At 59.9% G+C, this 12,360-nt stretch carries 10 protein-coding genes; 7 read left to right on the top strand and 3 right to left on the bottom strand.

The window, feature by feature from the left end; all coding sequences use genetic code 11:
- Positions 1-80 precede the first annotated feature (80 nt).
- Positions 81-845 (bottom strand): NifB/NifX family molybdenum-iron cluster-binding protein, encoded by a 765-nt coding sequence (locus I2D57_RS09350; protein WP_195362285.1) that lies wholly within the window; start codon positions 843-845, stop codon positions 81-83.
- A gap of 165 nt (positions 846-1,010) precedes the next feature.
- On the opposite strand from I2D57_RS09350, the gene thyA reads away from it, so the two are divergent.
- The 4 genes from thyA to I2D57_RS09330 all read left to right on the top strand — a co-directional run bounded on the left by thyA (position 1,011) and on the right by I2D57_RS09330 (position 4,886).
- Positions 1,011-1,859: a thymidylate synthase gene (thyA, locus tag I2D57_RS09345; protein WP_006234017.1), complete on the top strand. Its 849-nt coding sequence runs from the start codon at positions 1,011-1,013 to the stop codon at positions 1,857-1,859.
- Between the two features lie 9 nt (positions 1,860-1,868).
- Positions 1,869-2,387, top strand: a complete 519-nt coding sequence (locus I2D57_RS09340; RefSeq protein ID WP_195362284.1) for a dihydrofolate reductase — start codon at positions 1,869-1,871, stop codon at positions 2,385-2,387.
- Positions 2,388-2,496: 109 nt separating this feature from the next.
- Complete coding sequence (locus I2D57_RS09335) at positions 2,497-3,411, top strand: TrmH family RNA methyltransferase (protein WP_195362283.1); 915 nt, start codon at positions 2,497-2,499, stop codon at positions 3,409-3,411.
- Positions 3,412-3,536: 125 nt separating this feature from the next.
- Positions 3,537-4,886, top strand: a complete 1,350-nt coding sequence (locus I2D57_RS09330) for an MATE family efflux transporter (RefSeq protein ID WP_195362282.1) — start codon at positions 3,537-3,539, stop codon at positions 4,884-4,886.
- Here the strand turns inward: I2D57_RS09330 and I2D57_RS10145 are convergent.
- The gene (locus tag I2D57_RS10145) at positions 4,883-5,407 is read right to left on the bottom strand and encodes a cob(I)yrinic acid a,c-diamide adenosyltransferase (protein WP_229055746.1); all 525 of its coding nucleotides are present in this window, start codon (positions 5,405-5,407) and stop codon (positions 4,883-4,885) included. The genes I2D57_RS09330 and I2D57_RS10145 overlap by 4 nt on opposite strands.
- 92 nt (positions 5,408-5,499) lie before the next feature.
- Here I2D57_RS10145 and ftsH point away from each other — a divergent pair, with 92 nt between their 5' ends.
- Together ftsH and I2D57_RS09315 are read left to right on the top strand one after the other, a co-directional pair.
- On the top strand, positions 5,500-7,392 hold the full coding sequence (ftsH, locus tag I2D57_RS09320; protein ID WP_171021520.1) for an ATP-dependent zinc metalloprotease FtsH: 1,893 nt from the start codon (positions 5,500-5,502) through the stop codon (positions 7,390-7,392).
- 81 nt (positions 7,393-7,473) lie between these two features.
- Positions 7,474-7,929: a 2-thiouracil desulfurase family protein gene (locus tag I2D57_RS09315; protein WP_195362281.1), complete on the top strand. Its 456-nt coding sequence runs from the start codon at positions 7,474-7,476 to the stop codon at positions 7,927-7,929.
- Between the two features lie 46 nt (positions 7,930-7,975).
- On the opposite strand, the gene I2D57_RS09310 is transcribed toward I2D57_RS09315, so the two are convergent.
- Complete coding sequence (locus I2D57_RS09310; RefSeq protein ID WP_195362280.1) at positions 7,976-9,064, bottom strand: iron-containing alcohol dehydrogenase family protein; 1,089 nt, start codon at positions 9,062-9,064, stop codon at positions 7,976-7,978.
- A 510-nt stretch (positions 9,065-9,574) separates the two neighbouring features.
- Between I2D57_RS09310 and ileS the strand changes: the two genes are divergently transcribed.
- Complete coding sequence (gene ileS, locus I2D57_RS09305; protein ID WP_229055748.1) at positions 9,575-12,352, top strand: isoleucine--tRNA ligase; 2,778 nt, start codon at positions 9,575-9,577, stop codon at positions 12,350-12,352.
- Positions 12,353-12,360: the final 8 nt, after the last annotated feature.

The following is a 12,360-nucleotide window of genomic DNA, read 5'->3' as shown; positions in this document are numbered from 1 at the left end:
CTGGATGGTACTCCAGGCGGCCTTCGCCGTTGTGTGGTTTGTTGCGCGAATGGCACGTCTTGGCGCCAGAGCATTTGCCGCTAGTGGCAGCCACAGCCCTCGTGGCCCTCGTTCTCGTGATGGCCGTGGCAACCGCAGGATTCGCCGTGCTCATGGGTGTGCTCGTGGTCATGGCCGTGGCAGCCGCACGTGGCCTCGCCGGTCTGTGCGAGCGTGCCGGCAATGAGTGCCTCGACGCAGGCGTCGCAGCTGCCCTGGGCGCCTGCATAGACCGTGATGCCGGCCTGGGTAAGTGCATTGATGGCGCCGCCGCCGATACCGCCGCAGATGAGCGTGTCAACGCCACTGTTGGCAAGCAGACCCGCTAATGCACCGTGACCAGTGCCGCCGGTGCCCACGACCTGCTCGTTGAGCACCTTGCCATCCTGGATGTCGTAGATCTTGAACTGTTCGCTGCGGCCAAAGTGCATAAAGATGTTGCCGTTGTCGTACGTCGTTGCCACCCTCACGGTGTCGACCTCCTTTGCTGGCCATGCGGCCGTTGTCGTGGTGATGGGGGAGTACGCGATGTTGCCGCCTTCGATGACGATCGCCCGTCCATTGACCAGCGCGTTTGCCACCTTGCGATGCGCGCGGCTGCAGATTGCCGCCACCGTGGCGCGAGCGATGCCCATGTGCTGGGCGACGGTCTGCTGATTGAGGCCTTCCAGGTCGCACAGCCGCAGGACTTCGAGCTCGTCGACCGTCATCTCGATGGCGTCTCCGCTGGCAAGGCCGTCAGGGGTAAAGCCGCGATATTCGGGGATGATCCCAACGCGGCGCAATTTTTCGCGTCTTCCTGCCATACATGCTCCTTATCTGACATATGTCAATAATAGAATAGCGAATATGCGGATTTGAGCAAGGAATTTCTGGCATATGTAGAAAGTGAGGGCTTATGTTTGGGCTGTGGGGCCGCGTGCGCCTGGGCTACAATGCACCTCGCTTATAGGCGACTGACAGGAGGGTCAATGAGCAAGGCTGATCAACAGTTTGTAGCCATGTGCCGCGATATTTTGGACCATGGCACCACCACCGAGGGGCAAAAGGTCCGACCGGTGTGGGAGGATGGCACCCCTGCCTATACCATTAAAAACTTTGGCGTTACGGCACGTTACGACCTGCGCGAGGAGTTCCCCGCGCTCACGCTGCGTCGCACGGCGCTTAAATCTGCCATGGACGAGATCTTGTGGATCTATCAAAAGAAGTCCAATAACGTCCATGACCTCAACAGCCATATTTGGGATGAGTGGGCCGACGAGACCGGTTCCATCGGCAAGGCCTACGGGTACCAGATTGGCCAGAAGAGCCATTATGCCGAGGGCGACTTTGACCAGATGGACCGTGTGCTGTACGACCTTAAGCACACGCCGTACAGCCGCCGCATCATGACCAACACGTACGTGTTTAGCGACTTGTCCGAGATGCACCTGTATCCGTGCGCGTACAGCGTGACCTATAACGTCACGCAGCGCCCGCAGGACGACAAGCCCACACTCAACATGATTCTCAACCAGCGCAGCCAGGACATTTTGGCCGCGAACAACTGGAACGTGTGCCAGTACGCCATCTTGCTGATGATGGTCGCACAGTCGGTCGATATGATTCCCGGTGAGCTGCTGCATGTGATTGCCGATGCCCACATTTACGACCGTCATGTCGATATCGTCCGTGAGCTTATCGAGCGTCCGCAGTTTGCGGCACCCAAGGTAACGCTCAACCCCGATGTGCATGACTTCTATGCGTTTACGACCGATGACCTGATCGTCGAGGGCTACGAGCACGGTCCGCAGGTCAAGAACATTCCCATTGCGGTGTAGGTGGTGCTCATGACGTGTAAGCTATCTGCTATCGTCGCCGTGTGTGACGACTGGGGCATTGGGTGCGAGGGCGATATGGTGGTGTCCAATCGCGCCGATATGCGACATTTTGTGGCCTGCACCAAGGGCTGCCCGGTTATCATGGGGCGCAAGACGCTGCTGAGTTTTCCCGGCGGGCGTCCTCTCAAGAACCGCCGCAATATCGTGCTTACGCGCGACGAGGATTTTGCGCCCGAGGGCGTCGACGTGGTGCATAGCATCGACGAGGCACTCGCCGCGGTTGCCGACGAGCCCGTTGCATGGGTTATCGGTGGCGGCGATGTCTATCGGCAGTTTTTGCCGTATTGCGTCGAGGCCGAGGTCACGCATGACCACTGCGTCCATGTCGTGGATACGTACTTTCCCGATTTGGAAGCCGATCCTGCGTGGAAGATTGCGCAGCGTAGCGGGGTCTCGACGATTGCCGCCGGTGAGGGTGACGAGGGCGTCGATTATGAGTTCGTGACGTATCGTCGCATCGAGGCGTAAATCGTCTGGCGTGAACGGTATCATCGGGTTGATTGAATGCATGGGGCGGCGCTTAGCGTCGCCTCGTTTGGTATAGATGTGCTGTAAAGAAGGGTGCGGGCTGGCTGCTATGACTGATGCCGTTGAGGTTCTGCGAATTGATTCGCTCGAGGACGAGCGGCTCGATGCCTACGTGCGACTGACCGAGCGTGAGCTTCGCTGCGTGCTGGAGCCGCAGAAGGGCATTTTTATCGCTGAGAGTGCCAAGGTCATCGAGCGTGCGGTTCGCGCCGGATATGAGCCGGTGAGCTTTCTTTTGGGCGAGCGCTGGCTCGACCAGATGATGCCGCTGTTTGACCAGCTTGTCGTGCGCGAGGGAGCGGGTCCGGTTCCCGTGTTCGTGGCCTCCATGGAGCTCATGGAGCAGTTGACGGGCTTTAACGTGACGCGCGGCGCGCTGGCGGCGTTCCGTCGCCCGCGTCAGATTCCGGTTGATGAGTTCTTGGGCGGCGTCGTCGAGGCGGCGGGGGATCGTCCGGTGCGCGTGTGCGTGCTTGAGGGTATTGTCGATCACACCAATGTTGGCGCGATTTTCCGCTCGGCTGCCGCATTGAACGTTGACGGTATTTTGGTCAGCCCGACGTGCTGCGACCCGCTGTACCGTCGCTCGGCCCGCGTGAGCATGGGCACCGTGTTTCAGGTGCCGTGGACGCGCATTGGCAGCGAGGCTCGTGTGTGGCCGCATGATGGTCTGAGCGCGTTGCACGATGCCGGTTTTTCGTGTGCCGCTATGGCGTTGACGGACGATTCCGTATCGCTGGACGATCCCGTGCTGCAGGAGATTGACCGCTTGGCAATCTTTATGGGTACCGAGGGTGCCGGCTTGGGCGCCAAGACCATTGCCGGCTGTGACCACGCGGTGCGCATTCCGATGGCGCACGGGGTCGATTCGCTTAACGTGGCCGCGGCGAGCGCCGTCGCCTTTTGGCAACTGTGCCCGCACGTGAGCAATGAGTATCACTACCAGCCGGGTTTGTATCACTAGGCAGTTATTCCGCACTGTGCTCTAATTCGGGGTGTTTCGGTCGCCGCCAGTCGGTGCTAAGCTGGATTTGGCTTTGGTTTTAAATTGCTGTTTTGCTGTTTGACGTATGCGTGTGGGGAGGGCGTGTGGCTAAGAAATCTACGGCGATCGATGTAACGCAAGGTGTCATTTGGCAGCAATTGCTGTCGCTGTGCGTTCCCATCTTTTTTAGTTCGTTTTTTCAGCAGGCCTACACGCTTATCGGTACGTATATCGTTGGCCAGTTTGGCGGCAAGCTCGCGCTGGGCGGCATTCAGGCCACGATGGTCCTCACCGAGCTCTGCATTGGCTTTTGCGTTGGCGTTGGCGCCGGCTGCGCGGTCATTACCGGTCAGTATTTTGGCCAGCACGATGATGAGCGACTGAGTCGTTCGGTCCATACAGCCATGACGCTCGCGCTGGTGGGCGGTATCCTTTTCTCGATTCTTGGCATAGTGTTCGTTGAGCCCATGCTGGTGCTTATGAACACGCCGCATGAACTATTGGCCGAGGGTGTGGCCTATGCTCGCTGTTATTTTGCCGCGATGGTTGCGGCACTGCTGCTTAATATGGGAACCGCACTGCTGCGTGCCGTGGGCGACACGCGCGGCCCCGCCGTGATCATTGCCTCTGGCTGCCTGGTTAACGTGGTGCTGGATATCATCTTTGTCGCTGTGTTGCATATGGAGGCGTTGGGCTGCGGCATCGCAGTGGCTCTGACCATTTGCTCCAATGCAACGATGATCGTGTTGCGCATGATGCGCGCTCCGGGTGCATGGCGTCTTTCGCTGTCTAAGCTCGGCATCGATCGCGGTATTTGCAAGAGTATGATCTCGTGTGGTCTGCCACTCGGTTTTCAATCGGCTGCCTATTCGATCTCGAACGTGCTGATCCAGGTGTCGGTTAATTCGTTTGGCGCCGATGTCACGACTGCTTGGGGTCTATCTGGGCGCCTGGATGGCATTATCTGGATGGTTACCGAGGCGCTCGGCGTCTCGATCACCACGTTCTCGGCGCAGAACTTTGGCGCGCGCAATTACGAGCGAATGCGCAAGGGATATCACACGTCGCTCGTGCTGTCGTTTATGCTCATTGGTGGTCTGTCTGCCGTGCTGCTGGTGTTTTCGGGTCCGTTGTCGCGTCTGTTTGTCGACGATGCTTCGATATCGTCGTACACCACGACGATTCTTCATTTCATCGCGCCGTTTTACGCGATCTTCTCGATTATCGAAAACGCGTCGGGCTCCATTCGCGGTGCCGGTGTTAGCTTGCAGCCCATGCTGCTCACGATTTTTGGCACCGTCGTGCTCAGGGTGATCTGGGTGTTTGCGATCATGCCCTTCGATCCGTCGCTCGAGCATCTACTGCTGGTCTACCCCGTAACCTGGCTCATTACGGCCACGATGTTCACCATCTACCACCACAGCGGCAACTGGTTAGGCCGCGCCACCGCCTAATGTTCCATGGGGGACAGAGGAAAACGGATCATTGGCCCGGTGATAAGGCGAAGTGATCCGTTTCTCTCCGTCCCTTTCGGGTTATTTAGTATTCGATGCCTTGGCGGGCTAGGAGCCCTTCGTCGAAGTAGTGTTTGATGGGGCGCATTTCGGTGACAAGGTCGGCGAGGTTCGCGAGGGGCAGTAAGCCCCTCCACATCCTCACGCGTCACAAAGCCGCGGCGCATCGCTTCTCCCAGCTCATCCATGATCAGCATGTCTACCTGATTAATCTGCTCGCGCGCCAGCTCCATGATCTGTGCGGCACAGGCTTCGGGCATGTCGCGGTCGGCTTGTACGATGCGTAGCCCCAATCGAGGTGCTGCGTCATGTTCGGCGCAGTGCAGCTTCTTGGCAAACTGAAGCATGAGCACGTTAAGTCCATAGCCCGTGGCGCGCAGCGCGAGCCCCAGCGCAGCCGTCGTCTTGCCCTTGCCGTCTCCCGTATAGATTTGAACCTTGCCGACTTCCAGTGATGCCATCTCTGTCCTTTCGTGCCCAGCGTAGGTTTATCGTCGCTCGGGTTGGGTATTCTAGAAACCATTATCAACCCCAGTAGATGGAGTTCAAGCAGATGGAGATGGATGATAACAAACGTAGACGGAATATGATCCTCTACGTGCTCATCGCCTTCGTCGTCTACCTCGTGCTCTCGACCGTTCTGTTCCCCAACATCGGTCACACGCAGCAGATTACGAAGACCGATTATTCGACGTTTGTCAAAGCGCTCGATAAGAAGAGCGTCGACAAGGTCGAGTACAACACGGACGATTACTCGATTTATTACACCAAGAAGGGCGAGGACGAGAACATCGCCTACAAGACGACCGGTGTGCCGAATGATGCGGGCTTTACCGATCGCGTGCTTGAGTCCGGTGCTTCGCTGGAGTCGGTCGTTCCCGATAAAAACTCGGGTCTGATGACCTACTACCTGCTCACCCTCATTCTTCCCATGGCGATTTTCTTCCTCATCGGTTGGTGGCTCAACCGCCGTATGAAGAAGGCTATGGGCGATGACGGCCCGTCGATGAACTTTGGCGGCGGCGGTTTTGGCGGCGGCGGACTGGGTAAGTCCGGCGCGCGCGTGATCGCCTCCAAGGACGTGGGCGTGACCTTTAAGGACGTCGCCGGTCAGGAAGAGGCCAAGGAGTCTCTCAAGGAGGTCGTCGACTTTCTGGAGAAGCCGCAGCGCTACGAGGAGATCGGCGCCAAGCTGCCGCGTGGTGCTCTCCTTGTTGGCCCTCCGGGTACAGGTAAGACCCTGCTTGCCAAGGCTGTTGCCGGCGAGGCCGGTGTTCCGTTCTTTAGCATTTCGGGCTCTGAGTTCGTTGAGATGTTTGTCGGTCGCGGCGCTGCTAAGGTTCGTGACCTGTTTAAGCAGGCCAAGGAAAAGGCACCGTGTATCGTCTTTATCGATGAGATCGATACCATCGGTAAGAAGCGCGATGGCGGCGGCTTTAGCGGCAACGACGAGCGCGAGCAGACGCTCAATCAGTTGCTGACCGAGATGGATGGCTTCGATAACCATAAGGGTATCGTTGTCCTTGCCGCAACCAACCGCCCCGACAGTCTCGATCCCGCCCTGCTGCGCCCCGGTCGTTTTGACCGCCGCATCCCCGTCGAGCTGCCCGATCTTACCGGCCGCAAGAACATCCTCGAGCTGCATGCCAAGAGCGTGAAGACCGAGCCGCCGATCGACCTGACCGCGATTGCCCGCGCCACGCCCGGTGCCTCGGGCGCCGACCTGGCCAATATCATCAACGAGGGCGCCCTGCGCGCCGTTCGCGAGGGTCGCAAGCGTGCAACCCAGGACGACTTCGAGGAGTCGGTGGAGGTCGTCATTGCCGGCCAACAGCGTAAGTCCACGGTGCTGTCCGACCACGAGAAGCAGGTCGTTTCTTATCACGAGATCGGCCATGCCATCGTTGCCGCTCGCCAGAAGGGCTCTGCGCCGGTCACGAAGATCACCATCGTGCCGCGCACGAGCGGTGCTCTTGGTTATACCATGCAGGTCGAGGAGGACGAGCGCTTCCTGACGACGCGCCAGGAGGTCTTGGACAAGCTCGCTGTCTATTGCGGTGGCCGCGCAGCCGAGGAGCTCATCTTTGGAGAGATGACGACCGGCGCCGCCAACGACATCGAGCAGGCCACCAAGCTCGCCCGTAATATGGTGACGCGCTTTGGTATGTCCGACGAGTTTGGCATGATGGCGCTCGGTACCGTGCAGAACGCGTATCTCAATCAGGACACGTCGCTCACCTGCGCCCCCGGTACGGCCGAGCGCGTGGACGCGATTGTCGCCAAGCTGATCGAGGATGCGCACGACCGCGCTTTGCAGATTCTGAAGGAGAACAAGTTTAAGCTCCACGAGCTGGCTCGTTATCTGTATAAGAAGGAGACCATCACGGGCGAGGAGTTCATGAACCTCCTCACGCGCGAGAATCCGCTGATGCCCAAGCAGCAGTAAAGCCGCGGCCGAGCCAGTAAACGCCGACGCCCCATTTGAGCAGCTTTCTCAAATGGGGCGTTTTGCTTGAGAGGGATGGAAATGAAGATCGTGGTGAGCGCCTGCTTGATGGGCGAGAGCTGCAAGTATAACGGGCTCGACAACTACCATCGCGAGTTGGTCGAGGCCTGCGAGCGTACAGGGACCGAGGTCCTCTTGGTGTGCCCTGAGGTCTTTGGGGGCCTGCCCACGCCGCGCAAGCCGTCCGAGATTGTGAACGGAGAGGTTCGTACCTGCGAGGGCATATCGGTCGATCGCGAATTTCGCCTGGGTGCCCAACGAGCGCTCGATATGTGCGAGCAGGCGGGCGGGCCGGAAGAGATCGCCGCGTGCATTTTGCAGGATCGCAGTCCGTCGTGCGGCGTGGGCCATATCTACGACGGATCCTTCAGCGGCACGCTCACAACGGGTAACGGTGTCTTCGTTGACCTGCTCCTGCGCCACGGCTACCGCGGGATCCCGGCAAGCGAATTCGACTCGAGCATGTTACAGCAATAAAAAACCGCCACAAAGGTACTGTCCCCTTTGTGGCGGTTTTGGTCGGTTAGGCCAGGATAGAGTGGCCGTAGGCGTTGGCGGCCTTGATGGCGGCGGCGAACTTCTCGTCGGTGAAGGGCTCCGGGTTACCCTGCTTCCACTCGTTGGTGGCGTGGGCATACTCACACAGCGCCGGGATGTCCGCCTCGGTAAGGCCGACCTGCTCAAGCGTCACGGGCAGCCCCATCTGCTTGTTAAAGGCGGCGTAGTGCTCAAGGTTCTCGGTATCGCCCGTATAGGCAAACAGCACCAGTACGCCCAGGCTCACGACCTCGCCGTGTAGGTAGGAGCCCTCGCGCGGAATGCTGCACGTGGCATTGTAGAACGCATGCGCCACGCTCGAGTTGTAGTAGTAATCGTTTTGGTTGGTCAGGTTGGAGACGTAGCCCGTGTTGACCACGATGTCGAGCGCGATTTGTTTGACGGCCTCGCTTGACAGGTTCTGGCGCACGTCCTCAAGACCCTGGACGCCGTAGGTAAACAGCGGCTCGGAGCAGGTGTGGGCGAGTGCCAGGCCAAGGCCTGCCGTGTGCTCCAAGTTGCCGGCGCTCGTGGCGTACTCGACCTCGGGCTGCTTGGACAGGGCATCGCCCACGCCGGCCCAGAAGTACTCCGCCGGAGCTTCGGCGATGATCTTGGGGTTGATGAAGATGTGCGCCGGTCGGTTGGGGTACGAATAGCCCTCGAGCGAGCCGTCGTCGTTGTACACGACGGCAATGGCGGTCGCGGCGGAGCAGTTAGAACAGATCGTCGGGACGGTGAAGACGATCTTCTTGAGCTCGATGGCTGCGGTCTTCACGGTGTCGAGCGCCTTGCCGCCGCCGCATGCGATGAGCACGTCGGCTTCCTGGCAGGCAGGGGAGTTCACGACCTTGGCGATATTGGCACGCGTACTGTTGGTGCCATAGACGCGCGTCTCCAGGACCTCGACATCGGTACCTTCAAGTGCCGCCTCGATTCCCGGCAGCGCCGCAGCCAGGGCTCGCTTGCCGCCAATGATGGCGACTTTCTTCGCGCCGTACTCCGCCAGTGCGGTTGGCAGCTCGGTAAAGCAATCCTCGCCAACGGTGTAGTCGCTCATTCCAATCGTGCGCATAGCAACCTTCTTTCGTTCGATAAAGTGCTTTCAGGTATTTTGCTCCTAGAGAAGGGCTGTAATAGCGAGAAATTTCGAACGTATAAAACCAGTGTTGAGGGTTTTTCGCCGGCGCGGAACGTGCTAGCATACTCCGCATAAGCGTTGATGGGGACGAGTAGTCGGCCGTCCGCATGCTACAGAGAGCGGGGAGCGCTGAGAACCCGTGCATGCGACCGATGAAAATCACCCCGGAGCTGCGGTCCCAACGGACGTGCCGTGCAGGTTCGTCTTAGTAGACATCGCCGAGATGGTCGTCGATACAGGCCAGCCGAGTAACGGATGCGAGCGCGCGAATATGCGGGCGAGGGCATCTAAGCTGGGTGGTTAAGCGAAGAGCTTTTACGGGCAGGCTGCCCGTTTTGTGGCGCTTCGTCCCAGCTTGTAGGGACGGGCGCTTTTTTGGTGCCCAACGGGCGTGCGCGCCCACGACATGAAAGGGGTACCGTGGCAAACGAGTACAAGCAGACGATGAATCTGCCCAAGACCGGTTTTCCCATGCGTGCCGGTCTTTCCAAGTCCGAGCCCAAGCGACTCAAGGACTGGCAGGACAACAAGGTCTACGAGCAGGTTCTGAAGAAGAACGAGGGTCACAAGAAGTTCGTGCTGCACGACGGTCCTCCGTACGCCAACGGTCCGATCCACATCGGCCATGCCATGAACAAGATCTCCAAGGACATGATCAACCGCTACTGGATGATGCAGGGCTATGAGGTTCCCTATGTCCCCGGTTGGGACTGCCATGGTCAGCCGATCGAGCATAAGGTCGAGGAGAAGCTCGGCACCGAGAAGTTCAACCAGACCCCCACGGCCAAGATCCGTGAGCTCTGCAACGAGTTCGCTGTCGAGAACATCGAGCTGCAGAAGGCCGGCTTCCGCCGTCTGGGCGTGCTCGGCGACTGGGACAACCCCTATCTGACGCTCTATCACCAGCACGATGCCGCCGACATCGAGGTCTTCAAGGCCATGTTCGATAAGGGCATGATTTATCGCGGCCACAAGCCGGTTCACTGGTGCAAGCACTGCCACACCGCGCTGGCCGAGGCTGAGATCGAGTACTCCGATGAGACGAGCCCGTCCATCTTCGTGCGCTTTGAGATGACCTCCAAGCCCGCCGGCCTCGAGAACTTCGACGGCCCGGTTGACTTTATCATTTGGACGACCACGCCGTGGACCATCCCCTCCGACCAGGCCGTTTCCCTTAAGCCCGGCGCCGCCTATGTCGCCGTTGAGCACGATGGTCGTGCCGAGGTCATGCTCGAGGACCTGGCTCCCAAGTGCTGCGAGGAGTTTGGTTGGGAGTACACCCCGGTTATGGTCGACGGTAAGCCCTATGTGGTTCCCGCCGAGACCTTCCACCACATCCACTACAAGCAGCCGATCTTTGACGGCGTTGAGGGCGTGGCGCTGCTGGCCGATTACGTCGGTGTCGATGACGGTACCGGTATTGTCCACAACTCGCCCGGCCACGGCGTCGACGACTACTTTGCCTGCCTCAAGGAGGGCATCACCGACATCTGTATGCCGGTCGATGACGACGGCAAGTTCTACACCGGCGAGGAGTTTGGTACCGGCGGCCCCTTCAGCGGCATGGATACCGACGAGGCCAACCCGCACATCATCGAGTTCCTGCGCGAGCGCGGCACCCTGGTCCTCGAGAAGAAGATCACGCACAGCTATCCGCACTGCTGGCGCTGCAAACACCCGGTGCTCTTCCGCGCTACCGACCAGTGGTTTGTCTCGATGGACAAGACCGGCTTGCGTGAGCAGGCTGGCAAGGAGGTCCGTGAGAACGTCAAGTGGTATCCGGCCCACGCGGCCAACCGCATTGGCGCCATGGTCGAGCAGCGCCCTGACTGGTGCATCAGCCGTCAGCGCAATTGGGGCGTGCCGATCCCCAGCTACACCTGCGCCGACTGCGGCGAGAAGGTCATGAACGACGCCACGCTCGACGCCGTCATCAAGCTCTTCCACGAGAAGGGCTCCGACGCCTGGTTCACCGACGCTCCCGAGAGCTACCTGGGCGAGGCTTGCGTTTGCCCCAAGTGCGGCGGCCATCACCTCAAGGCCGATAAGGACATCCTCGACGTGTGGTGGGACTCCGGCGTGTCCTGGAAGGCCGTCTGCGAGTATCGCCCCGAGCTTGAGTACCCGGCGGACGTGTACCTCGAGGGCTCCGACCAGCACCGCGGTTGGTTCCAGAGCTCGCTGCTCACCTCGGTTGGCGCCAACGGCCATGCTCCCTACAAGGCGGTCGTCTCGCAGGGCTTCACGCTCGACGGCCAGGGCCGCAAGATGTCCAAGTCGCTCGGCAACGTCATCGACCCCAATAAGGTCTGTGACGAGATGGGTGCCGACATCATCCGCCTGTGGGTTGCCTCCGTCGACACCAGCTCCGACGTTTCCATCGACCACGAGATTCTCGCTCGTACGTCCGATGCCTACCGTCGTTTCCGCAACACGCTGCGCTTCCTGCTCTCCGAGCTCGAGGGCCAGTTTGAGCCCGAGACCGACGGCGTCGCTTTTGCCGATCTGCTGCCGCTCGACAAGCTCATGGTTGCCCGTCTGACCCAGGTTCAGGCCGAGGTCGACGATGCCTACGCCAGCTACGAGTTCCCGCGCGCCTACCGTGCGCTCTACGACTTCGTGGTTACCGAGCTCTCCAACGTGTATCTCGACGCCCTGAAGGACCGTCTGTACTGTGAGAAGCCCGGCTCGCTCGAGCGGCGCAGCGCCCAGACCGTGCTGGCCGAGCTCTTCTCGATGCTCATGCGCGACCTTCAGCCGATCCTGTCCTACACGGTCGACGAGGCCATGGCCTATGCGCCCGCCGGCTGCGTCGATCACCAGAAGTACGCCGCGCTGCTCGATTGGTACAAGTCGCCCATCACGTTCGACGAGGCCAATGAGTTTGAGGGCGTGCTCGAGGCTTCGCTCGAGCTCCGTAGCGCCGTGACCAAGGCCCTTGAGGATGCCCGCTCCGCCGGTACCTTCACCAAGAGCCAGCAGGTCCGCGTCAAGGCGGTCGTTCCCGCCGAGATGTACGCGCTGCTGACCGGTGATAAGGCCGTCGACCTGGCCGAGTTCTACATCGTTTCCGATGTTGAGCTGACCCAGGGCGAGGAACTCTCCGTTGCCATCGAGGCAGCCGAGGGCGAGTGCTGCGACCGTTGCTGGAACTATCGCACCACCGTCGGCGAGTACAACGGCCACGCGCATATCTGTAAGCGCTGCGCTGACGCGCTGTAGGTTACGGC

This window comes from Collinsella aerofaciens (assembly GCF_015553355.1).
Lineage (GTDB): Bacteria > Actinomycetota > Coriobacteriia > Coriobacteriales > Coriobacteriaceae > Collinsella > Collinsella aerofaciens_V.
This window is presented reverse-complemented; position numbering and strand designations above follow the sequence as displayed.

Excerpts from the sequence above, each read along its gene's own strand:
- I2D57_RS09350 (WP_195362285.1), bottom strand. The coding sequence starts at position 845 with ATGGCAGGAAGACGCGAAAAATTGCGCCGCGTTGGGATCATCCCCGAA.
- thyA (WP_006234017.1), top strand. The coding sequence starts at position 1,011 with ATGAGCAAGGCTGATCAACAGTTTGTAGCCATGTGCCGCGATATTTTG.
- I2D57_RS09340 (WP_195362284.1), top strand. The coding sequence starts at position 1,869 with ATGACGTGTAAGCTATCTGCTATCGTCGCCGTGTGTGACGACTGGGGC.
- I2D57_RS09335 (WP_195362283.1), top strand. The coding sequence starts at position 2,497 with ATGACTGATGCCGTTGAGGTTCTGCGAATTGATTCGCTCGAGGACGAG.
- I2D57_RS10145 (WP_229055746.1), bottom strand. The coding sequence starts at position 5,407 with ATGGCATCACTGGAAGTCGGCAAGGTTCAAATCTATACGGGAGACGGC.
- ftsH (WP_171021520.1), top strand. The coding sequence starts at position 5,500 with ATGGAGATGGATGATAACAAACGTAGACGGAATATGATCCTCTACGTG.
- I2D57_RS09315 (WP_195362281.1), top strand. The coding sequence starts at position 7,474 with ATGAAGATCGTGGTGAGCGCCTGCTTGATGGGCGAGAGCTGCAAGTAT.
- I2D57_RS09310 (WP_195362280.1), bottom strand. The coding sequence starts at position 9,064 with ATGCGCACGATTGGAATGAGCGACTACACCGTTGGCGAGGATTGCTTT.
- ileS (WP_229055748.1), top strand. The coding sequence starts at position 9,575 with ATGAATCTGCCCAAGACCGGTTTTCCCATGCGTGCCGGTCTTTCCAAG.